Source organism: Paenibacillus aceris, assembly GCF_017874035.1.
Classification (GTDB): Bacteria; Bacillota; Bacilli; order Paenibacillales; family NBRC-103111; genus Paenibacillus_E; species Paenibacillus_E aceris.
The window spans coordinates 323,635-348,739 of record NZ_JAGGKV010000004.1; the positions used below are offsets into that span (position 1 = coordinate 323,635).

The window sequence follows — 25,105 nt, forward strand, 5'->3', positions numbered from 1 at the left end:
CGCTTCACCTCCATCATTAGTGTAAAATAGTTTGTCAATTACCTTTTTCTACCTATGAGACCTTTCCCCTCCCTGCGTTCGTCAAAATCCGTCTAACGGACTAGTTCAGCGACGAAAATCGGCATTTTTCGATTCATTATTGGATATTTCATGGTTTCGAGTGCGTAGGGGAACTCCATTCCCTTATATAAGCAAATAGCGTAATCGCATGGGTTGGAGGGAACTACAGGCTCTTATTCAACCACCATCGTCCAAATACGGGTCAAAACGGTGAAATAGCGGTCCCTAGTTCCCTCTCCCTCACACAGAAGGATCTTTTTGGCAAAATAGGGCTTGTAGTTCCCCTACAAACATATAAAAAAAGACTGCCGGTTGAATCCCGCGGCAGCCTCATTGATTTTATTTAGTTCTTCTTTCCTTAATGTCCGACAGCTAGCGGATCAACCGGCAGCGTCAAGCCTTGCATAATGTTACCGATACGCTCGATGACAACTACCGCTTGCGCCCGTGTCGTTGCCTCATCCGGCGCCAGCCTTCCGCCGCTTAAACCTTGTAAAATCCCTTTGTTTACTGCTTCGCTCATCACAAAGTCCGGAGCAATAGCGGTATTAGCTTTTTGCAAATCCGGGCTTACCGCACGAAGGGCAACTGCGGCAATTTCCTGACGGGTAATGGGAAGATCCCAGCCTTGCTGCAGGTCCCCTGCTTGAAGAATTCCCGCCTTTTGGACAGCATCGATATAGGGTTGATACCAGACTCCGACTGCGTTATCTGAAGCAATAGGCAGATGCATAGCCGTAACGGCAAGCTTCACAAATTCGCCTCTTGTAATGACGCGATCAGGAAGAAAGCTGCCGTCGCTATAGCCATTCACAATCCCTTTTTCCGCTGCTTGAAGAATATTTTCCTTCGCCCAGTGTCCTTCCAAGTCGTTGAAAGAAGCGCCTAGCCCAGTAACGACTGCAGGTAGACTGCGATTGGTTAAGGAATTGCTCCCAAGTTGGCCCGTGTAGTTGCCACCCCATGTCCAGAGAGTGCCATCCACTCCATTCACCACGCTATGAGTCCCGCCTGCGGCAGCGTCATCTGCTTTGACTATTCCCTTAATTTGTACCGGTTTATTTTGATTGCTCTTGGTACCATCGCCTAATTGACCAAAAAGGTTTTGGCCCCAAGCCCATACACTCCCGTCTTTTGCAATCGCTAGACTGTGGTAGGAGCCTGCATGTATGGATTTTACAGAAGGCAATGCAGTCACTTGGACTGGCTTCGATTGGTTGGTCGTTGTTCCGTTGCCTAATTGTCCAAAGGCATTGTATCCCCATGCCCAGACAGTGCCATCATCCTTTAGAGCAAGTGCAAAGTTTTTACCGGCTGCAATCGCGATAACACCAGCAATATCAGATATTTGTACAGGTTGCTGCTTACTGGCAAGCGTCCCATCTCCTAGCTGACCATTCGTATTATCTCCCCAGGCCCATATTTTCCCGGTATTTTCTAAGGCCAAGTTAAAATTAGCGCCTGAAGCGATAGCAACAATATTAGATAGCTGGACAATTTGATTTGATGCTGCTGTTGTGTCATGACCCAGTTGCCCATACGTATTGTCTCCAAAACTCCAAACGGAACCATTATTAAGCAGCGCAAGCGTATGGTTGCTTCCCGCAGCTGCGGATACAACACCGTTCAATGCTTTCACTTGAATAGGTGCCGTGCTTGGTGTCGTCGTTCCGTCGCCTAATTGACCGAAGAAGTTCTGTCCCCACGTCCACAGGGTTTCATCCTGCTTGACGACAACCATGTGCGCATCACCGCCTTCAATAGCAGCGATCCCATCTAGACTTAAAGCTTTGGGAGAAATGACAGAGGTACGGGTGCCGTCTCCCAATTGACCAAACGTATTGCTGCCCCAACCGTACAGCTGATTATTTTTGATAATAAATGTATCACTTTCACTCGCTGTAAGGGTTTGTACTTTAGGAGATTTCATCAAAACCGTTCCTTCACCCGGCTTTAGCACCGGAGGATTCAGCCATTCGTTCACCTGCGTTTCAATTGGGGTTGCCTGGTTGTTCAGTGTCTTGTCGCCGAGTTGGCTGTAACTGTTGTTCCCCCATGCCCAAAGCTTATTCTCTTTATCGATAGCAAAAGTGAAATTGGAACCTGCCCCTATTCCAGTGATTTCGGGCAGATCATTGACATGGTCGGGGAATATACGATTCCATGTTTTTCCATCAAATCCGATTCCTATGCCCAGCTGACCTGAGGTATTGTTCCCCCACGTATAGACGCTGCCATCATCTTTTAAAGCAACAGCATGCGAACTTCCAGCCGTTATTTGAGCCACGTGATCGAGTCCCGTTATAAGTACCGGGAACTTATGTTCATCCTGCGTATTCGTCGTAACAGCGCTATACATCGTGCTTGGGTCCGAATCAATCAGTCCCCAAGTTAACACGGTACCGTCATCCTTAAGAGCTAATGAAAAATCGAACCCGGCAGCAATCTGTGTAATATGCCAGTTGGAGTTAGTAGCCATAATAGGCGTATTCAATCGGTTCTGATCATAGCCATAACCAAGCTCGCCAAAGAAATTATCGCCCCAAGCCCATACAACGCCGTCTTGATCAAGGGCCAAAGTATGGTAAGCACCGCTCGCTATCGCTTTCACAGAAACGATGTTACCTTTTACTTGAACGGGTTTATTTTGGGTAGTATTCGTACCGTCTCCAAGTTGACCGTACGTATTGTCTCCCCAGCTCCATGCCGTTCCATCGTCTTTGATCGCAACAGAGTGAAAATTACCTGCGGAAATCGCAGTAACATGGGTAAGATCTGCCACCTGAACAGGTGTTGACCGATCAAGCGTTGATCCGTCGCCTAACTGCCCAAATGTGTTCTCCCCCCAAGACCACACGGTGCCATCCGATTTGAGTGCTAAGGAGTGAGCCGAACCAACCGCAATTGCCGTAATGCCGGACAATCCGCTGATTGGTGTTGCTTGATTGCGATTGCTCAGACCTCCGCCCAGCTTACCGCGAAGATTATTTCCCCATGTCCAAACGGTACCGTCTTTCTTCAAAATAACCGTAAAACCTTTCCCGCCCCGAATTTGCTGAATCGAAGCAGGGTTCATATCTGAAGTGACGGTAATAGGGCTGTTAGTTTCCCCAAAAACTTTCCCGGGAAATACCGAGAAAGCTGTAAAGGAACTAAAAAGCAGAAAACCTAGCAGCCAAAAAGTAACGTTACGTTTCACTGTTTTCATGTTCCTTCTCCTTAAAGCTTTCCATAAGGAAGCTATCTTCATAAACCCCTATACCTAAGCTGTAGTCCCTTGCTCCTGAGCAATTGCAGGTTTGCGTTTAAATCTTTTGGTAATGCCATTTTTCCAACTATCCAGCAATGTGTAAACAACAGGAATTAATACTAGCGTGACTAGAGTGGATAAGGTCAAACCAAATGCTACAACAGTTGCCATGGAAGCCTGCGTCTCCGCTCCTTCGCCAAACCCGATAACAAGCGGCAGCATCGCTAGGACGGTAGTCGCTGTAGTCATCAGAATAGGCCGCAAGCGTACTTTACCCGCTTCAATAAGGGCATCGAATAACGGCATACCTTTGGCTCGCAATTGATTCGTATAATCAATTAAAACAATGGCATTATTCACGACAATTCCCACGAGCATAATCATCCCGATGATGGAATTCATATTAATCGTTCGATGTGTGACCAAAAGTCCCAGTATGGCGCCAATAAAAGTTGGCGGTAGTGAGAACATGATAATGAACGGGCCATATAACGATTCAAATTGACTAGCCATAACCATGTACACCAAAGCAACGGATAGAATAAGAACTAAGTATAAGCTTTTAAAAGAATCATTCTGACTAGCCTGCTGGCCGCCCATCGTAACTTGATAACCGTCCGGTGGTTGAATCGCATCAATTTTCTCTTTGACGAGTGCCGATACCTCACCAACGGAAGCCCCAAATATGGAAGCTTGCACGGTCGCCACACGGTTTTGATCTTGTCTGCGAATTTGCGCAGGACCTGTACCCGGTTCAACCTTTGCAATGAGACTGACAGGGACGATCGTACCACTTGCCGTATTAATCGTCACATTGTTGAAATTTTCCAGCTTGTTCGTAAAATCATTTGGATACTTCACAAGTACAGAAATTTGCGAACTGGCGGTTTTAAACTGTGTAGCCACACTTCCCTGATAAGCTGTGCGCAAAGCAGTCATCACGTCTCTTAACGAAACACCATAATGGGCTGCTGCATCACGATCGATCGTTAAATTAAATTGCGGAATCGATCGGTCTAACGTATTTTGCACATTGCGTGTGCCTTCTACGGAAGTGATTTCCTGTGCGACGAGATCGCCCAGCTTTTGTAAGACTGCTAAATCCGGTCCGGATAAATTAACTTGAATGTCACCGCCACCAAAGTTACCGCCTCCGCCAAGCCCTGGCAGACGCACACCCGATGGAACACTCACACCAATTTGCGCTCCCGCAAAGCCCGTTGTGAGCGTACGGATTTGTTCAGCAACTTGATCGGTACTCTTCGTTCTTTCACTGAGCGGTTTTAACCTAATTTGAATGCTGCCCGTATTCGTTGCCGCTGACTGGAAGGCTCCGCCGCCGGCCGATCCGACTGAAGTAAAGACTGTGTCTATTTCCGGCACATCTTTCAATCTCGTCTCTAGCGTAGCAGCCACTTGATTCGTCACGGCGAAATCTGTCCCCTGCGGGAGGTTAATATTTAAATTGACTTGCCCTTGATCGGTTTTGGGTGTTAATTCACTGCCTACAAAACGAACCGAGTATACGCTGGCAGCAAATAGTAGAACTGTAATGGAAATAATGACCCAACGATGAAGCATGGACCAGCGTAGCAGCCTGCCATATACCTTTGTGATAAACTCCATACCTCTGCCGAACCAAACGAAAGGATTAAAGCTTCTACCAGTTGGCAGCTCTTCATCGACCTTGCGACGCAAAATTTTCGCAGCCAGCATAGGCACCAAAGTAACGGCTGCAAACCATGCGGCTATATGAGAGAAACAAACAACCAGTGCCATCGGCCAGAAAAATTGTTTGACTAAGCCGCTGATGAAAGCAGTCGGCGCAAAAACCGCAATTTGTGCTAACGCCGAAGCCATAACCGCTGTACCCACCTCGGCCGTTCCCACTTTGGCGGCTTCTTCAGGAGACAAGCCTTCATGTCGTTTACGGAAAATACTTTCCAAGACAACGACGGCGAAGTCTACCAGTGAACCGAGACCAAGTGCCAACCCGCCGAGCGTGATGGTGTTAATCGTTTGATGACCGAAATACATCATACTAAATGTGCTTATGATTGAAATCGGGATAACGACACCGATAATTAGCGTCGCTCTTGCACTACGCAAGAAGAACAACAAGATGATGACTGAGAACACGCCTCCAAGCAACGTATGCTCAACAACGGTACGTAAGGAATCGCGAATAAACTTGGCAGAATCATTCAGTACCGCGATATGCATACCTTCAGGAAGCTTGGCTTGAATATCTTGAAGCGACTTCTGAATGTTGCTCGACACGGAAACCGTGTTGCCGTCCGATTGCTTGAGGACAGAGAGAGAAACGCTGACTTCTCCGTCTTTACGCGCTTCTAGCGTAACATCTTGATAAGTATCTATAATGGTGCCGAGTTCGCTTAGAGCGATCGTTTGTCCACGACCCAGCTGTACTTGCACTTTGCCGATATCAGCTGTTGACTTAAACTCTCCGTCAATATGCAAGGGCACTAGCTGACTACCTTTATTGACAAGTCCGGCGTCTGTGGAAGAATTATCATTACCGAGCGCTGAAACCAACGTATTGAAAGAGATATTGTATTGCTGCAATCGGCTTGGTTCTACAAGAATTTGTATTTGTCTGACACGTCCGCCGGTGACGCCAACCGATGCAACGCCATCCGAACGCTGAACATCAGGACTCACAATATTGTCAGCAATGTCGCGCAATGTGACCAGATCGGTCTTGCCATACAAGGCTAATGTCATGATCGGTGTACTGTTCGGATCAACACGTGAAACGACCGGTGCATCCGCATCCGTAGGAAGCTGCCTTCGGACACGATCTAATTTGTCCCTCATGGTTAGTGTTGCCTGATCAATATTCGTTCCGTAATTAAATTGCAGTGTAACGTTACTTGAACCCGTACGAGAGTTAGAGGATATACTCGTTACTCCTGTGACGGTAGCCATCGCATTCTCAATCGGCTTCGTAATTTGTTGTTCAATCTGTCCTGGCGATGCGCCGCTCCAAGAGACCGATACAGTTGCCGATGGAATTTCCAGATTCGGGTAAAGATCCACGGGTAACAGTGGAATCGCAATCGAGCCTACGATCACGAGCGAAATCATGATCATCAAGATGGTGACAGGACGATGAACGGAGAAATTAGCTAATTTCACTGTCCAGCCCCCGCTTTCGGAGCTGCTGCGTCAGCGCCATTGCCGCTTGGCTTTGCCCCGGCTGGGTCAGCTCCCTTACCTTGGGTGCCTTGCCCATTTTGTCCTTGGCCGCCGTTTCTGCTTTGTCCTTGGCCACCTTGACCGCCTTGACCGCCAGTTCTACTTTGTCCCTGACTTTGCCCCTGGCCATTCTGGCCATTCTGACCACCTTGCCCTTGGGCTCCTCCTTTGCCTTGGCCCTGGCCTTGACCGGCTTGCCCCTGGCCTTTGCCTGCTCCATTTTCTTGTCCTGGTTGATTAATCTGAACCGGAACGTTATCAGAAAGCAGTTCTTGCCCTTTAACCACAAGCTCGTCTCCAACCTTCAGCCCGCTAGTAATTTCGAAGGATGAACTGGTCATCACACCAACTTTTACAAGCACTTTCGACGCTTTCCCGTCTTTTACTATGTATACCGCATTACCACTTGGTTGGCTGAGCACGGCATCTGCAGGTACAACAATGGATTGTTTACCTTCACTTTTGAGTGAGGATTCCGCAAACATGCCCGGCAATACTTCATGGTTATCATCCTTAATTTTAATATCTACCAGAAAAGATTTGGAAGTAGGATCCATGGTTGGATGAATCGTATACACCGTTCCATCAAACGATTTATTCAACGTAGGAATTTTAACCGACATCGGTGAGCCGGTTTTGATTTTGCCAATGGATGCTTCGGATACGTTTACGGTTGCCAATAATGGATCTACAGTAGAAATAGACATGACGGCAGCCTGCCCCGCATTCTGTCCGACTGGCACCAAAATTGCGCTTACGAACCCTGAAACGGGGCTCGTCAACACACCATCTTGAAGCTGTTCACTTAAAATATTCAACTTAGTTTGAGCTTGCTGAAGCTGAGCAGCACTTACCTGCAAGGAATCCGTAGATTGGGCTGATTTCAGCTGTTGCTTAGATTGCTCGAGCGCAGCCTCCGCACTATTTTTGGAAATATCCTGAGAGGATTGTGTTTGTGCCAGCTGGGTACGGCTGAGATCAAGCTGAGCTGAAGCGGTCGCTTGCGTATTAGCAAGTGATAATAGCGCTGAATTCAAGGATTCCTGCGCAACTTGCACAGCTTGCGAGCTTTGTGCAGTCAACAACGCATTTTGCAAGCTCGTCAACGATTGCTGCGCCGACTGTGTATCTTTATATTGAGCCTGCTGCGCTTGCTGCAAGGCAAGCTGCGTAGTTTGCAGCTTGGCGAAGGCACTGTCTACGTCTTTTCCAGACTGAAGAGCCGTATTGTAGGCAGCAACAGCTTGTTGTACGCTCAGTTGAGAAGTATCTATATTATTATTCTGTGTTGTTAATAAGCTATCTAACTGTGAATTCAGGTTCGTCTGCGCGACAGTCACTGCGGTAGCCGCATCAGCTTGTGCCTTACTGAACCCTACCTGCGCAGTAGAAACCCCTTGTTTAGCCGTTTCAATAGAGTTTTGCTGTGTCGTAATCGCATTATTTAATTGCGTTTGCGCTAGAGCTACAGCATTCTTCTGATCATTAATTGTTTTCTCATAAGCGGCTTGCTGAACGGCTAGCGTTTTCTGGGCTAAAGCCAGACTGTTCGCCTGATCATTCACCACTTTGTTGTACTGCACTTGACTTAAAGCAAAATCGCTTTTGGTCTGCTCGACGGATTGCTGAAGCGCGGTGGTATCAATGTGCGCTAAAGCCTGTCCGACTGTCACTTTATCCCCGATGTTAACATCAAGAGAAGTAATGCGGCCATTCACTTTGGAAGAAAGATTCGTAGTGAAAGCCGGCGTGATCGAGCCAGTAAATACTTGCCCGCCACCGATGTCCGACAATTTAACAACTTGTGTTTCTACTGTCATCTGACGTGTTCCCGATCGTCCGTTTGCCCCTGGTTTAGCGGTGCTTGCTGGTGCGCTGCAACCCGCTATGGTGACGGTTATCGCGGTAACGACTGCGATGATTGTGGTACTCTTGAGTGAACTGTACTTCCTCATGGGATGGAAACCTCCGTCTGCTTCAATTCATTTGGGCAAATACTCTCTCTCACCATATTTGACATTGATGATAGAAGTGTGATCTAAATGTGAAAAATATGTGAAAACCAGGAAGATCACGTAATCTTCCTAGGATAATAGGCCTGAAGAAAAACAAAAAACCATCCAATTTATGGATGGTTTGTCGAAAGATCTTTGTGCGGCAGGGTTTTATTCACGAGACGGCCTTTTCGGACGTCTCATAGCAATTCCTGGCCATCTCGGCTAACGAGAGGGCCTTTTTCGTCTTCTCGCGCGGCGCATTTCACTGCGCTCCCCCCGCCTAAACCGTCAGTCCACCCTGACGGTTCTTTTCCACGTATACCCCCTCTTCCTGCATAGGGTTGGATGAATAGCCAAGTAAAGTGTGCTTAAGCTTACTTAATCGAACTACCTCAAAGGGTCCCTAAACGCAGATCCGAGTGATAAGCGCAGCGGAATTGAAGAGGGAATTCCTTTTGCGCATCATACATCTTCTCCTTAAGCTTATTGTAGATTAAGCATATTACAACCGCGCTCGAATGCGAGAGTGGTAATTCAACTATGTCCGTATGACAAATCAACTGTATTCAGCGTCTGCTGCGGAGCTGGAAGGACACTTGACTAACGCAAACAAGCCCACAACATCGTTGTGGGCTTGTTCACATTTCCTCTTATTTAAAATGGACGATAAATGTCTTGATTTCATAAGGCTTCATCTGAACGGCTATCAAAGAGCCGTACTGCTTGTCTCCTTGAGGACGTTCCAGAAGATCGCATTCCTGCCAAGCTTTGATGGACGCATCGCTCAAAATTTCCACTTGTCCGTTGATGCTTGCGAACTCGTGTATGCGTAAAATGACCGCATCTTGATCCTCGGCTTTTTTAACCGCATCCATCATGACATGATCACGGGAAAGACGGAACAAGCTGAATGAGCTCTGAGCAGGCTTTCCATACGCGTGCGTAAGCGGATTGTTAAGCAACCATGCGGATTGCACCGTTTTCCCATCGTACCAATCGCCGGCATGCGGAAACAGCGAATACGTAAATGTATGTTCCCCTATATCAGCCGTAGGGTCAGGAACCATAGCTGACTTAATCAGCGTAAGTCTCATCACATTGTCTTTGATGTCATAACCGTATTTGCAATCATTTAAGAGGCTGACACCGTATCCACGTTCAGACAAATCAGCCCATTGATGGCCGACCGTTTCAAACCGCGCATAATCCCAACTCGTATTCCAATGCGTAGGTCGCTTTACATTGCCGAATTGGATATCATACGTCGCCTCCGTCGCGCGAATTTGCACGGGAAATGCAACCTTCAACAGTTTTCGCGGTTCGTTCCAATTGACACGGGTCCGGAAATCTATTCTACGGCTATGCGCATAGACAATCATATCCTGCATAATGGTAGAATCCTTATATGACCATTCGAAACGGACGATCGCCGCCAAAACACCCATATCCGTCACTTCGATCCGGGTCAAACCGTCTACTTCCTGCTTTTTCTCCGTATAAAAAATGTCAATGTCCCACGCCTCATGCCGGCCTTTCGGCTTATCTTCGAACACGTCAAACCGGTTGCCTTTTTGACCTTCAGCGAGTATTTCCCGGTTCTCAATGCGATCATAGAGCCGTTCAATCTGACCAATGGCATTCCATTCGATTTCATAAAAAGGCGATATTAAACCATGATCCAGCTTAAGGAATGTATGTTCCTCCAGCATCTGCACTGGGGTATCCACGCATTCCACGGGGTGGATTACGGCGTAACCCATCGAAGGAATTCGTTCAACCTTAACCCACCGTTTTCCATCTACAACTTGAGTCTCTAGCGGACGATTTAAAGCATCCAACCACACTTCTTTCACTTTCATTCCTGTTTCTTGGGGCAAGCATACAATATCCGTCTGTTCCCACGGAGAGCTGTTGAACACAAGCACTTCACGCTCATGTCCTTCCCCAGCCAATAACGATGCGGATTGATTCCATGCTTTTTCACCAATTGCAAGCGCTTCGGCGTATTCAGCCCTGCTATCCTCATAGACCTCTCGAATCGAGGAACCAGGGATAATATCATGGAATTGGTTTCGCAAAATGATTTTCCAGCCTTCATGCAGAGGAAGCGTACTCTCCCCATTCACGGCGTCGCCGCTAACACGCAAAATACCGCTCATCACCTGTAACCATTCCGTTTCCCGATACAACAACTCCAACTTACGGTTCATAAGCTTGTTGTGAGCTTGGCTAGTATAGGTGCCACGGTGTAATTCCAGGTACAACTCGCCGTCCCATGTGTGCACGTAGGAATTTGAGCTGCTAACCCGCTGCTGCAATTGTTCAAAATAGTCGTCTGCACGCCCAGTCTTCACGGCAGGAATACCAGGTATTGTATCCAACCTGCGCCTCATCTCAAGCATTTCGCGATTGACGCCGCCTCCGCCGTCACCGAACCCATAAGCAAGCAGTAAAGAAGAATTTAGAGCCTTATCGCGATAAGCGTCCCAAATCCCCTGCACCGATGATGGCGTAACTTGCCCGTTATACGTATAGTAGAAGGCTCCTTCGCTTGAACCGGGATCCGGTGTCGTTATGAAATGCGTCAATATTTCCGTTCCATCGATCCCCCGCCACTTAAATGTATCATGAGGCATCCGGTTATATTGGTTCCAGCTGATTTTTGTCGTCATAAATGACTCAATGCCTGATTTGCGCAATATTTGCGGCAGCGCCCAGCTGTAGCCGAACACGTCCGGCAACCACAAATACTTGCATTCAACACCGAATTCATCACGGAAAAATCGGGTTCCATACAATAGCTGCCTGACAAGCGATTCCCCGGAAGCTAGATTGCAGTCAGCCTCCAGCCACATTGCCCCTCCGGCTTCCCATCTTCCTTCATGGACACGCTCTTTGATTCGCTCGTAAATTTGCGGATAATCTGACTTGATGTACTCATAGAGTTGTGGCTGCGTTTGTAGAAAGATGTACTCCGGATACTGCTCCATCAAGCGCAGTACGGTGGAAAATGATCTGGCAGCCTTTTCCCGAGTATGCTTCAACTGCCACAGCCAAGCGACGTCTATATGTGTGTGCCCGATACATTGAACCACTACCGAGTGCAGCTTTGGCACCGCAGACAATGCTTTTTGAAGCTGTTCCTGAGCTCTGGCAACTGAGCTGTAAAAGTCATCGCTCCCTGGCCTTGACCAATCGAGTAATAGAAATGCCTGATCCAGGATAGTCAGCAGTTCATGCCGTTCTGGACGGTTTTCATCCAAAATGCGAACCGTTTCCAGTAAAGCTTTGGCCGTATAGTACAAATCGTCGCATGCTTCATCCAGCCAGCACACGGAGGCCGATTCCAGCCGGCTTTCCATTTCACGGTAGTTTTGGTAACCGCCTAACCCAGACCACAATCGGAAACGAAGCTGCAGCTTCGAACCAATCAACGCTTCGGGCAAAAATACTTCCTCATGATTCGAGTCCACGCCCTGATACGGCTCACCGTTCAAAAACAGAAGCGATTCGAAACCGCTGTTCGTTCCTCCCCCCGTTTGTCCAAGACTGAAACGGCCGAGCACCTTTCTTCCTTTCCACTCGGCGGGAATATACAAATCGGCTGCCAGCCAATAGTAAACATCGCGGCCCTTCCAACGGTCTCCTATTCGAATGGTGCTCCACTCGCCATCTTCTGACGGATACGCTCCAATGATTCCTTCGGCATCCTGCTTAATTCGAAAAGTATCTATAACCATTTCATTCCGATAGCGAAACGGTTCCAGCTCATGAATGCGCGCATGCAATTTCTCCACTGTCCAAAACATCCAAACACTCCTTTCAATCCTTTGACCCTATCACCATTTTAATGGATAAAAGCTTTTATATGTGATAGTTAATCTGATGATAGATAGGGGGTAAATTCATTTTTATTGAAAAAGCCATCCCTATGGTCAACGACTTTTGACCGTGGGATAGCTTGAGTAATCCTGTTATTATGCTGGTTTTCCCGGTAGCTCCAAGGCATCAACGGCCATTTCAGGGGATTCTTGGTGAGCGGCATCCGGATTAAATTGATTTTCACTCTTGGCGATAACAATCGTCGCCACACTGTTACCGATAATGTTCGTAATCGCCCTAGCTTCCGACATGAAACGATCCACCCCGAGAAGAAGCGCCATGCCTTCCACCGGAATAACGTTATTCGGTATGGCAGCCAGCGTTGCGGCCAAAGTAACGAAGCCCGAACCCGTAATTCCTGCTGCACCTTTAGAAGTAAGCATCAATACGCCGAGGAGTGTCAGGATCTGTATCCAATCCAGGTGAACGCCATAAGCTTGAGCAATGAATAAGGCAGCCATTGATAAGTAAATGGAAGTCCCATCGAGATTGAAGGAGTAACCGGTAGGTACGACGAGCCCAACAACCGGCTTGGATGCACCGAACCGCTCCAGCTTCTCCATGACCCTTGGCAGAGCACTTTCAGACGAAGAGGTTCCTAATACAAGCAGCAATTCTTCTTTAATAAAGGCTAGCAGCTTCAGTAGGCTGAACCCATACATTTTACAAATGGCACCTAGCACAACAAAGATAAATAGAGCCATGGTCACATAGACGGATCCCATCATTTTGCCCAGTGAGAACAAGGAATGTACGCCGAACTTGCCGATCGTGTACGACATTGCACCGAATGCCGCAATCGGAGAAAACTTCATAATAATCGCAACGAGACGGAAGAAGATTTCATTCATTTTTTCGAAAAAGTTCAAAATAGGCTTCGACTTATCGCCAAGACCGGCCATCGCCAGACCAAACAGCACGGAGAAAAATAGAACCGGCAGCATTTCGCCTTTCGAGAAAGCGGCCATCACGTTATCAGGAACAACGCCTAATACAAATTCCAGAAAGCCGTGACTGGTACTTGCAGCCTCCTTGGTATATTTGGCAACGTCTTCTACCTTAACGCCACTAGTGCTCATACCTGTACCCGGATGAAAAATATACATGACCGCAATGCCAATCGCCATCGCAAAAGTTGTAACAATTTCAAAATAGAGCAGCGCCTTACCGCCAATACGGCCGATTTTCTTCATGTCCCCCATGCCGGCAAAACCAATCACGATAGTGAAAAACACGATCGGGGCAATCACCATTTTGATCATTTTGACAAAAACGTCTGAGAGCATTTTCATATTCCCTGCTTGCCCAGGAAAGAATTGCCCAACAAGAATGCCAAGCACAATCGCGATCAGTACTTGCAAGGTCAAGTTTTTTCTAAGTTTCATACCATTCGAAACCTCCTCGGTTGTTTATTGCGATGCTTGAACTTTCTCCCTGCGCCTTCTCGCAACGCCATCTTCATATGCGGCTTGAATGACAGCTTCTCTAACCTTCTCGGCAACAGACTGATTAAAAACACTTGGAATAATGTAATATTCATTCAATTCGTCTTCTCCTACGACAGAAGCAATGGCCTTCGCCGCGGCGAGCTTCATATTTTCCGTCACTCTTGAAGCTCTGCAATCCAGCAGCCCGCGGAATAAGCCTGGGAAGCATAACACGTTGTTGATCTGATTCGGATAGTCAGAACGGCCAGTCGCCATCACCCTAACATGCGGCTCTGCTTCCTCAGGAAGAATTTCCGGCGTAGGGTTCGCCATTGCAAAGACAATCGCGTCTTTAGCCATTTTGGCAACATCCTCTTTCTTTAGGAGACCAGGACCGGATACACCGATGAAGATATCCGCACCCTCGATGACCTCCGACAATGATCCGCGGATTTGCTCGGGGTTTGTGGATTCCGCGTACCATCGCCAAAACGGATTGTCGTATACACCGTCTCTCGTTATCGCGCCTTGGCGATCTACACCGATAATATTTTTCACGCCTGCGGCCATTAGCATTTTGGTGCAAGCCGTTCCAGCCGCCCCGACACCGCAAAGCACAACTTTACAATCCTCCAGACGTTTGTTCACAAGCTTTACGGCATTATATAATCCAGCCAGCAGGACAACTGCTGTTCCATGCTGGTCATCATGAAAAACAGGTATGTCCAGTTCTTCAATTAAACGTTGTTCAATTTCAAAGCAGCGAGGAGCCGAAATATCCTCCAGATTGATCCCGCCAAATGTAGGAGACAGCGCTTTCACAATATTTACAATTTCATCCGTGTCATGCGTCGCCAGACAGATTGGAAAAGCATCCACCCCAGCCAACTGCTTAAACAACATCGCCTTACCTTCCATGACAGGCATCGCCGCTTCCGGGCCTATATTGCCAAGTCCCAAAACAGCCGTTCCGTCCGATACAACCGCTACAGTGTTCCGCTTGATCGTCAGTGTGTGCGCCAGCGACGGCTTCTCATGAATAGCCATACAGACCTTGGCCACACCCGGTGTATACACCCTGGAAAGGTCATCCCTGTTCTTGATCGGATATTTCGGACTTGTCTCGATCTTCCCTCCCAAATGAAGGAGAAATGTTTGGTCCGATACATGAACAACTTTCACGCCGGCCAACGTATGAATGGCCGCGGTGATCAGTTCCGTATGTTTGTTATCGTAAACATTAATCGTAATATCCCGAACCGTCGTATTTTTATCCGTTCTAACGACATCAATGGCAATAATATCTCCACCGGCGTCACTAATCGCAGTCGCGATATTGCCGAACGAAGCAAGCTCCTTATCCAGCTCTAGACGCAAAATAATACTTGTATTCACTCCCGAAGGAATCGACATGGGGCTACACCTCAAAACCAGATTTAAACGATAGAATCGCTTACAGGTTTCATGATATCGCTTTCAATACAGGACGTGAAGAATTTGACCATATTGTTACTTATGGTCTTTTTGGTCTTCATTATTTATGTTTCCGCCACCCACACGTACCTGTTCACAGGTCGCCCGATACCGCCATATTCCAGATCAAGCTTGACACGTTTGCTCTTTTCTAAATACTCCAAGTACCGGCGCGCCGTCACTCTGGCTAATCCTACCCCTTCTGCCACTTCTTCGGCAGACAGAGGCTTTTTCTTCTGGATGAGAAACAGCATCACCTGCTTCATGGTCAGCTCCTGCAGACCTTTCGGCAGTTCCATGTCTACCCCCGTTGCTAACGGAATGCCAGCGGTCGGCATTTGGTGTTTGACGCGCAGCAGTTGATCCAGATCCGCTTGCGACATTTTCACATCTTTATTAAGCCTTTCTTTCATCATCCGGTAATTTTCCAAAGCCTCTTTGACCCGCTCAAATTTAAAAGGCTTCATAATGTAATCAACCGCTCCTTGATGAAGCATGCGCTGAATGGTTGGAATATCATTCGCAGCGGTTATGATCATCGCATCCACATCCAACTGCTCAGTCCTAATTTGCTGAAGAAGTTCAACTCCGCTCTGCCCGGGCATATAAATGTCCAAAATCACCAGATGCGGCTGCAGCTCACGAACCCGCTCCGCACCTTCCGTTCCATTCGATGCCGTTCCAATAATCTCAAAGCCGGGAACACGCTCCACAAATTGTTTATTCACCTCAAGTACCATCGGATCATCTTCAACCAGCACGACTTTAAACATTAGAATCCCTCTCTCCTCTGATCATCGGAAAAGTCAACATGATGCTTGTCCCTTGTCCGAGCTTTGACTCCACTCCCATATGCCCACCGCACTTACTCACTATGTTCGATATCAAATACAAACCGATTCCTCTGTTCCCGCCGGATTTCGTTGAATATCCCCGTTCAAAAATATGCTGCTTCGTTTCCTCATCCATCCCGCTTCCGTTATCCTCGACCAGAATAGACAGAACCTCATCATCCTGCTCCAAGCTGATAAAAACCTCTTTGGTCTCTTCTTGATGCTTCAAGGCATCGAATGCGTTCTCAATCAAATTCCCTAAGATAACAACGACATCATGATGGTCCAAATGCTTTGGAAACCGCATCATGCGGCTGCCCCGATCCAGACGCACCTCGATTCCCAATTCCTTGCCGCGGCTGATTTTCCCGATTAATAATCCCGCCACATTTTCATCTGCGATCTTACTGGATACAAAACCGCTTAGTTCAGACTGCGCCTCCATCGTTTGAAACAAATAATCCAGCGCCTTCTGCTTGTGATCGAGCTGAATCAGTCCGCCTATCGTATGAAGCTTATTCATATATTCATGATTCTGTACCCGAAGCGCATCGACAAAGGCTTTGACGCCGGTAAGTTCCTCTGCGATTTTCGTAACCTCCGTCCGATCCTGAAAAATAGCCACAGCGCCTACCGTTTGATGCCCCAGCTTAATAGGCACACGGTTACTAAAAATTTGCATACCGCCGACATAAATCTCTTGGTTAAAGATAGGATGATTCAACTGCAAAATTTCCGGGAGTCTGGTGTCCGGAAGCACTTCTCGGATAGGTCGTCCCAGAACGTCACCGACAATCTGCAGCATGCTTTTGGCTTTATCGTTAAATACCGTAATGTTCTCCCAGCGGTCAATTGCAATGACTCCTTCATGCATGGCGTTAAAAGTAGCCGTACGTTCCACTAACAACTGAGCGATTTCCTCTGGCTCCAATTGAAACATCTGCTCTTTAATATGCCGCGACAGCATCCATGAACCCCAGACTCCAAACAGCAAAGACAGCAAAACGGTTACATAAATCTGTCCTCTCATAGCCAGAATTACGCCTGCAAGACCAGGCACCAACTCTCCGACAAGCACGACGCCAACTTGTTCATGCTCTTCATTCATCACCGGGACAAAAGCCCTGATCGCCGTTCCCTGCTCCCCATTCGCTTTGGATAAATACGTATGCTCTGCAAAAGCCGAGTGTTCGTCACTTCCCTGTGACACCTCTCCGATTCGACTGCTTGCAGGGTGCGACCAACGAATGCCCGCCATATCCATCACAACGATATAATCGACATCATTAATAATTCGGATCCGTTCAGCGATTGGATTAATTTCCTGGCGGTTTCCTCCTGTTGACACCCCGCTTATAATAGAGGGAAGCTGCGCTACAGTTCTAGCAGTGACAAGCAGTCTTTGCCCCAATTCTTCCTCCTGTAAGTGCACGACCCGTCCAATCAAAATAATGCCGCCAATACATATCGCAAACAAAACGATGCCGAAAGTCAGGATCGTTATTTTCCAATTCATGCGAAGCGCCTTCATCTTCAGCAACACGTTTCACCTTCTTCAAACAGGCTGTTTCTAAGTTCATCATACAATATGTTAAACTGATTTTATACTTCAGAGGCAAACGGAGGTAAGAATGAGAACGATATCGGGAATCGCCTTATTTGTTATAGCTGGCCTCCTAACGGCAGTAGGAATCGGCTTCTCTTCTCAATTTAATAGCGGTCCCCATGCTTATGACGATGAACAAACCGGACTGAACGAGCAAACGCTTATCCGTTTTAGCTTCGTCGTCGCCGAAAATACACCTAAAGGACTCGCCGCGCAGAAATTCGCTCAAATCGTGAAAGAGAAAACGAATGACCATATCAAAGTAGAGCTTTTCCCTAATGGAAGCTTATATAATGAAACCGATGAGATGGAGGCTTTGCAGCGAGGCAGCGTACAGATGATAGCACCCAGCTTCTCCAATATATCCGAGGTCGTCCCGGAGTGGATGGTTATGGACCTTCCTTTTGCCTTCCACAATGAAGAAGACGTCGAGAAAGCATTTCGCGGTAAAATAGGGTCCATTTTGCAAAAAAAATTGGAGTCAAATGGAATGGTCGGCCTCGGATTTTGGGCAAACGGCTTTCAGCAGATGACTTCGAATCAAAGACCGCTTATTCATCCTGAAGATTTTCACGATTTGAAATTCAGGATTTTACCCAGCAAAGTCATTGAATCCCAGTTCCGGCAGCTGAAAGCAAGAACCTACCCTATCCCATTTAATCAGGTATATCGCAGCATGGAGTCCGGTGATGTCGATTCCGGTGAAAATTCCATTTCAAACATATACTCAAAGAAACTGTACCAGGTTCAAAAGTATATGACTCTTAGCAATCATGCTTTTTTAGGCTATGGCGTCCTCATGAACAGGTCATTTTGGAACAATTCACTAACCTCCGCACAAAGAGAGGCCCTCACGGAGGCCATGCAGGAAACAACAATATGGGCGAATCAGAATGCGATATCCATCAATCAAAAACAATGGGACGAACTCAAAAGAATGAGCCAACTACAAATCCACATCCTTACTGAAGATGAACGTGCTGAATGGCAGCAGGTGCTTGAACCCGTCTATCGCGAAGCTCAAACCTTTATCGGTAAGGAACTTATTGGGGCTGTAAATGAGCTTAGGGGTAGGAACTTTGCAGAGTGAATGGTTTTACAAAACCATTTTCAATGACAAGCTCCCCCCAACAAAAAAAGACGCCCTCATATAGAAGACGCCAATCTCTCAACCTATTTCAATTCCGTAATGAACCTATCTACGTCACCGGCTGGAGTACTTACGGTTTCGTACACTTTAATGGAAACATTGTTTCGAGTTTGATCTTGAGTAAGATTGCTGAAGCTTAATTGCTGGGTGCCGCTCACCAGGCGATTTGTCCCGGTAAAAGGGAAAGAACTCGAACCCAAGGAACGTCCTAGAGAATCAACTAGCTCAAACTTCATCTTGGAAAAGTTAGTATCGAGCACGACTTCCGCATCGCGTTCAATGTCCATATCCAGATTTAATTTATATGTATATGAAAATCCGGTTGCACCTATCGTGGTCAACTGAGACAATGTCCAGCTTTTCAAATTTAGCTTGAATGGGTAAAATGAAATGCTGTTATGATCATTGTCGTTTTGAATACTTACCTTGTAGCTGGCAATGGTGGACTTGTAGGCAGAATTGGATAACAGCTCTTGAACATTCAATTGATATTGCTCATTTTGCTCCGTGGATGGCAGGTTGAAACCATAGCTGACGACGATCCCCGTTCCTGGAGCTATCTCTTGTGCGCTGACCGTTTGACGGCTTCCTGCATACGTTTTGCCCTCTTTACCGGCTAACTCCGCTCCGAAAGCTGGAACCGGAATAGGCTTATCGCTTTTGTTGACCAGCATGAATTTAGCTAATCCCGTTTTATTTCCGGTTTCTCCATTATTCGTTACGTGCAGCTCTTCAAGCGAAACGTTCAGATTCGGATTAATGAAATTATTCATTGGCTTGAATACCATCGGCGTACCGAAAATGTAGGAGTTTCCGACTGGTCCTGTGGTAACTCCATCGTTCACTGGAAGCCGGAATCCAATGCGTCCTGTGTAATATTGAATCGGCGCAGTCTGTCCTTGCTTCAAGAAGCTTTCAGTCGATAGAACGTAAAAGGCATCCAGCAGCGCATCCGTATCGGTGGTGATCGCAAAATGAATCGACTTATGCTCACCCGCATTTATCGAAATCGGCGTCTCTTCTACCCGTTTTCCGATAAAGGATTGGCTCCCCGCTTTCCCGCTTAGCACAAAATCCGGAATGGTTTCCGCATAGCTTCCTTGATTCTCCGCCTGAACCTCCACGATATAAGTCGGAGTTTGTCCGGTAAACTGCTTGGACATGTTCACGGCTGAATACTTCAGTGCGGAAGTTTCGCCTGGGATGGCAAACCGCACTCCCCAATCGCCTATTAAGGCAGGATCTTTTATTTCCGCATCTTTGCCTCGCCACACGATGGAGTCGACAGCCGCATCTGCCAGAAGCGTCTCCCTTTTAGGATATACATCTTGATTGACATCGACCCATTGAAGATTCGTCAACCCAACATCCGTTTTGATACCAATATCGGTCATATAGCTTAGTGTGACATTACCCTGTGGAAGAATGGAACGAGAATTGCTTGCGCTCGCCTGAAGGGTGTAAACCGTACCGTCCGCCGTTTTGATGCGAAGCTCATAATCCGGGATTCGAATCGTAGATCCGGATGTGTTATTCAATTTGATGACGGCTCCTACTCGCCAGCCCTCGGGTGTTTTTTCTTGAAAAACACTTTTGATTTGAGCCTGCGCATGATCCGTTAGGGAATAAGTTTTCAATTCATCTACCGGGAGTTCTTTTTGAACAGTTCTCCCAGGTACATACTGGCGCTTCGCTTCATAAGAAGAAGTAACCAACAGCTCTCGGGTTGCAGGCGAAATCCCTCCGAACCTCCCGTCACTTTGATTCCCGAGTAGATTCAGCTGTACAGCCAAAGCGGCATATCCCTTGGCCCAGCTGGAAACCGTACTGTCGTTCCCCCCTGAATTCGATCTTACTTCAGCCTCTTTATTCAAACCGCGGATCAGGAATGCGGCCAGTTGTTCTTTGGTTACTTCGCCTGCCGGATTATACGTGTTTTCGCCATACCCATCTGTAAGATTGGCAGCTTTCAGTGCCTCGATATAAGGAAGCGCATAGCCATTGGCAGGATCAGATGTGCTCACATCGCTGAAGCTGGAGACGCTTAGTGAAGCATCCACCTTCAAACCGAAAATCAAAGCGGCTGCCTTCGCGAATTGGGCGCGGTTCATTTTATCATGAAGGCCAAACACCTTGTCGCTCACGCCATCGAAAATACCCTCTGAAATCATGGCATCAAATTTAGCTTTTGTTCCTGCATCCAGCTGATTCAAATCGCTGAAATCTAAAGAGGATTTAGTAGAAGCGGCCACTGCCGCTACCGAAGAAAACAAGGCAGCGGCCATAGACGCGCTGATGATAACGGATAATCTCTTCTTCATAGTCTTGTGCCTCCCAAAATAATTCGATCTTAAGCCTCGCATGCGTGGCCGTTATTCTTTGACTTCGACCGGCGCCTTTTTCCTCGTAATAAATAAGAGAACGAACGGAATACATACAAAAGCCGGTATTGCGGAAATAAAAAAGGTATCTGCAATTGACCTGACATAGGCTTCTTTTTGCATGAATCCGGCCAGGTAGGAAGTAGCTGTACCCGAGGCTGTGGCCATATCTACCGCCCACGCATAGATGGCGCCGGTAAGTGAGGATATCGTACTGTTCGCCATATAGGAATCAATCGGCACACTTTCTGAAATGTGCTGATAATGTATGACCTGGCGACTGCTCATAATCGCTGTAAATATGGCAATCCCAAGTGAACCTGCCACTTGACGGCATACGTTTGAAAGCGGCGAGGCGTTGCCTACTTGCTGCGGAGTCACCGCGTTCATTCCCGCTGAGGTTAACGGCATCATACAAACGCCTATTCCGATGCCTCGAATCGATAATATGAGATTGAACCAACCGGTCGGCGTATCCGCCGTCAATTGATGCAATTGCAAGGTCGTTACCCCGAGGATGGTCAGACCGGCAATGCAAATAGGAACAATCCCGAATCGATCCGCCAGCTTCCCGCTAATGGCCATCATCACCGCCATCGCGATAGATTGCGGCATCAAGAGCATTCCGGTCTGCATGGCCGTAAGCCCTTGAATACTTTGCAGATAAACCGGGGCTAAGAACGTGCCGCCCATCATCCCTACCATGACCAAGCTGCCCGCGATAACGCTAACTGTAAATTTAAGATTTTTAAATAAGTACAGATCCAAGACAGGCTGCTTCGTTCCCAGCTCCACCCAGATCAACAGGACTAAACTGAAGAAAGCTACAAACAACAGGCTGACAATGAATAACGATGTCCAACCTAGCGATTGCCCTTTGCTTAAAGCCAGCAGCAAGCTCCCGAAGAAAATCATGGACAAAATGGCCCCAGGGGTGTCAAATTTTAGTCCAGATGTGCGTGGCGACTCTTTCATGAGAATCTTTCCTAATACAACAGCCAGAATCCCGATCGGCACATTGATGAAAAAGAGAATCCGCCAGCTGAAATTCTGGATCAGATATCCCCCGAATGTCGGCCCGAGAGCGGGAGCCACCATGGCGGCGATCCCCCACAGACCCATAGCCGTTCCTGTTTTCTCCTTTGGGAAGGTCGTAAAAATAATCGACATCCCGACCGGCATGATGAAGCCGCCCGCGAACCCTTGAATAATCCTGAAAATAATCATTGTGTTGGCACTCCAGGCCAAACCGCATAGTACGGAAAACACAGTAAACCCAGCTACGGAGTAGATAAATAAGTTCTTATTCCCGAATCTCGCGCCCAAATATCCACTCATCGGAATGACCATGGCGGAAGCTAGCGTATAGCCTGTAATGATCCACTGCATGGTCGTGAGATCCGAACCGAATACGGCGACGAACTTGTTCATGGCCACGTTCATTAAGCTGCTGTTCAACACAGCGACAAAGGTGCCTATGATGATGGCAATAAGCGAAAACCACATTTGACTGTTGCCTTCTGATTTTTGTTGTGTAACCACCGATTCATCGGCCATAAGAGTGCCTCCTATTCGGCTTTTACCTTCGTACCCTCAGACAAATTGTCTGCAGGATTCACGATGATTTGTTGATTGGCCTTGATCTTATCGTTAGGCAGCACATACAGCCAATCCTGGTTTTTCTCTTCTGTTTTCACTTCAACGAGGTGTGCCGTATTGGAGTCCATGCTGAACAGATATTCCTTTTGATCCTTTTTGATGACGGCGCTTTTGGGCACTTCCAGGCGGCTCTGCCCGGCAGCTTCCAGTTTCACCTCTGCCACCATGCCGGCGAACAGCAAGCCGTCTTTATTGTCAACCTTTACTTTCACAGGGAATGAGTTGCTGTTTGTGCTCGCGACCGGGCTGACGAATGAGATTACGCCCTGAAAGCTTTTATCCGCTATGTTTTGTATAGCGACGTCTACCTTCATGCCCTCTTTCACTTGCGTAATTTGACTATCCGCAACACTCAGCTCCACCTGGACTTGATCCATATTCACAAGCGAAAGGATCTGCACCCCGGCTTGCGCCAGCTCACCCGGCGAAATGCTTTTTTTCACGATGACTCCGTCAATCGGAGCGGTAATTGTCGCATTGCTCAGCCCGCTGCTTGCAAGCTCCAAGCTTGCATTCAAACGCTCGACATCCGCTTGCAGCGCTTTGAGCGTATTGTCAGTCGGACCGCTTTGAGTCAGTTCCAGCTTCGCCTTTGCTCCTTGCAGCTGTGCTTCAGCCGCTCTTTGCGCGCCCATCGCTTGGTCATAAGCTGCCTTTGCTTTCTCATAATCGAACTTGCCTTTATCCATATCTTCTTGCGTTACACTGGAGTTGCTTTCGAATGCATTGCGAAGACGGTTATACGTGCTTGTAGAAAGATCCAACCCAGCTTTAGCCTGTTGCATGGCGGCAGTTGCCTGTTCGTAGGAACCTTGGGCTCCATTTACGGAACTTTGAAGTCCGGTAATCTCTTGCTTACGGGCGCCTGCCTGCGTATCAGCTAGCTTCGCTTGAGCTGCACTGCTTGCATATTCGGCTTGCTTGACCTGTTGGATCAATTCACTTGTCTCCAATTGGACGAGTACATCTCCCTTTTTAATCTTGCTGCCTTCCTGCACATTGACGACTGCTGCTTTACCGGATGCTTTCGAGACGATATTGATGCTCTGGTCCGGGATTATTTTACCGTTCAGGCCTGCAGCTGCAGGGTACCCCAGCTTGATCACTCGTACCGGAACGGCTGTCGTACCCGCTTCTCCTGACACCTGCGCCCCGCATGCGGGAAGAATAACGACGGCAGTAAGCACAAGTACGGCTGGAACAATTAATTTATTTAATCGATTCATAGGAACTGGCTCCTTCTTGTTTAATTGCTCTTCAAGTGAATTTTGATGGTCGTGCTGATGCCAGGCAATAGATCAAGTCCTTGGTTGTCATCAATCGATATCTTGATAGGAATGCGCTGTGTCACCTTTGTGAAATTGCCGCTTGTGTTCGTTGAGGAAAGCAGTGAGAAGGTCGCTGCCGTTGCTTTGCTTATTTCTTGCACTTTCCCCGTCAGAACCTTGCCTGAGAAATTATCCATTCTGATTTCAACCTTTTGACCATCGCGGATTTTATTAATCTCCGTTTCTTCAATGTTGGCCGACACATACAGTTTGCTAGTGTCTACGACCATAGCCACAGCCTGACCTACCGACGCTACCTCTCCTGCCTTGATCATGGTCTTGATCACTGTGCCATCTATCGGTGCTCGAAGTGCTGCTTGATCCATACTGCTCATAGCCAAATTATTGATATCCTGCTGCCCGATAATCTGATCGGCAAGTACATGCTCGCCTTCGTCGACCTGCAAGGAAGTCACCTTGCCGGTAATACGCGGCATCACTTTGTATATATTTCCAGCCAATCGGGAATCCTCGGTAGAAATATAATTCTGGCCTTGATACCAGAAATAACCGGCGATCGATCCGCCACCGATTACCATAGCGGTTAAAATGACATACAACATAATTTTTCGTTTCATGGCTTCTCCTCTGCTTCCTTTTTCGTTTTTAACAATTGTTCTTAACGATCATTCTTAACAAACGTTTTTAACAATCGTTAAAATCTGTATGATGGAAATTATATGACCTTCTTATTAACCAGTCAATTAAAATTTTTCCATCCCTGCTATGGTCCCAATCCAAAAAGCCTCCGCCCCCTTGTAAGGAGTCGCAGGCTAATGTCCGAAAAATTGACTAAAGTCATAATCTCCTTTAAAATTCGTTAAAACAGGTGTTCCTAAC

General features: G+C 47.3%; 13 protein-coding genes. 1 reads left to right on the forward strand and 12 read right to left on the reverse strand.

Annotated elements, in window-relative coordinates:
- Nucleotides 1-418: 418 nt before the first annotated feature.
- The 8 genes from J2Z65_RS10390 to J2Z65_RS10425 form a co-directional block, all read right to left on the reverse strand.
- On the reverse strand, nucleotides 419-3,268 hold the full coding sequence (locus J2Z65_RS10390; RefSeq protein WP_167065251.1) for an RCC1 domain-containing protein: 2,850 nt from the start codon (nucleotides 3,266-3,268) through the stop codon (nucleotides 419-421).
- Between the two features lie 54 nt (nucleotides 3,269-3,322).
- Nucleotides 3,323-6,469: an efflux RND transporter permease subunit gene (locus tag J2Z65_RS10395; RefSeq protein WP_167065254.1), complete on the reverse strand. Its 3,147-nt coding sequence runs from the start codon at nucleotides 6,467-6,469 to the stop codon at nucleotides 3,323-3,325.
- A complete protein-coding gene (locus J2Z65_RS10400; protein WP_167065256.1) occupies nucleotides 6,466-8,484 on the reverse strand; it encodes an efflux RND transporter periplasmic adaptor subunit in 2,019 nt (672 codons plus the stop codon). Before J2Z65_RS10400 ends, J2Z65_RS10395 begins: the two co-directional genes overlap by 4 nt.
- Nucleotides 8,485-9,176: 692 nt before the next feature.
- A complete protein-coding gene (locus J2Z65_RS10405) occupies nucleotides 9,177-12,335 on the reverse strand; it encodes an alpha-mannosidase (protein WP_167065259.1) in 3,159 nt (1,052 codons plus the stop codon).
- Between the two features lie 168 nt (nucleotides 12,336-12,503).
- Nucleotides 12,504-13,793, reverse strand: a complete 1,290-nt coding sequence (locus tag J2Z65_RS10410) for a dicarboxylate/amino acid:cation symporter (RefSeq protein ID WP_167065262.1) — start codon at nucleotides 13,791-13,793, stop codon at nucleotides 12,504-12,506.
- A gap of 24 nt (nucleotides 13,794-13,817) precedes the next feature.
- A complete protein-coding gene (locus tag J2Z65_RS10415) occupies nucleotides 13,818-15,248 on the reverse strand; it encodes an NAD-dependent malic enzyme (protein ID WP_167065265.1) in 1,431 nt (476 codons plus the stop codon).
- A gap of 125 nt (nucleotides 15,249-15,373) precedes the next feature.
- The gene (locus J2Z65_RS10420) at nucleotides 15,374-16,081 is read right to left on the reverse strand and encodes a response regulator (RefSeq protein ID WP_167065268.1); all 708 of its coding nucleotides are present in this window, start codon (nucleotides 16,079-16,081) and stop codon (nucleotides 15,374-15,376) included.
- Nucleotides 16,074-17,672, reverse strand: coding sequence for an ATP-binding protein (locus tag J2Z65_RS10425; RefSeq protein ID WP_167065634.1), 1,599 nt, complete (start codon nucleotides 17,670-17,672; stop codon nucleotides 16,074-16,076). The genes J2Z65_RS10420 and J2Z65_RS10425 overlap by 8 nt, the downstream gene beginning before the upstream one ends.
- A gap of 100 nt (nucleotides 17,673-17,772) precedes the next feature.
- Here J2Z65_RS10425 and J2Z65_RS10430 point away from each other — a divergent pair, with 100 nt between their 5' ends.
- On the forward strand, nucleotides 17,773-18,837 hold the full coding sequence (locus tag J2Z65_RS10430) for a DctP family TRAP transporter solute-binding subunit (RefSeq protein WP_167065271.1): 1,065 nt from the start codon (nucleotides 17,773-17,775) through the stop codon (nucleotides 18,835-18,837).
- Nucleotides 18,838-18,920: 83 nt separating this feature from the next.
- Here the strand turns inward: J2Z65_RS10430 and J2Z65_RS10435 are convergent, their stop codons facing one another.
- Genes J2Z65_RS10435 through J2Z65_RS10450 form a run of 4 tightly spaced genes read right to left on the reverse strand, consistent with a single transcriptional unit; the run spans nucleotide 18,921 to nucleotide 24,843 of the window.
- Nucleotides 18,921-21,218, reverse strand: coding sequence for an S-layer homology domain-containing protein (locus J2Z65_RS10435; RefSeq protein WP_167065274.1), 2,298 nt, complete (start codon nucleotides 21,216-21,218; stop codon nucleotides 18,921-18,923).
- Nucleotides 21,219-21,269: 51 nt separating this feature from the next.
- Entirely contained in the window at nucleotides 21,270-22,835 is a 1,566-nt protein-coding gene (locus J2Z65_RS10440) for a DHA2 family efflux MFS transporter permease subunit (protein ID WP_167065277.1), read from the reverse strand.
- 11 nt (nucleotides 22,836-22,846) lie between these two features.
- Nucleotides 22,847-24,163 (reverse strand): efflux RND transporter periplasmic adaptor subunit, encoded by a 1,317-nt coding sequence (locus tag J2Z65_RS10445; RefSeq protein WP_167065280.1) that lies wholly within the window; start codon nucleotides 24,161-24,163, stop codon nucleotides 22,847-22,849.
- Between the two features lie 20 nt (nucleotides 24,164-24,183).
- A complete protein-coding gene (locus tag J2Z65_RS10450) occupies nucleotides 24,184-24,843 on the reverse strand; it encodes an HlyD family secretion protein (RefSeq protein ID WP_167065283.1) in 660 nt (219 codons plus the stop codon).
- Between the last annotated feature and the right edge of the window lie 262 nt (nucleotides 24,844-25,105).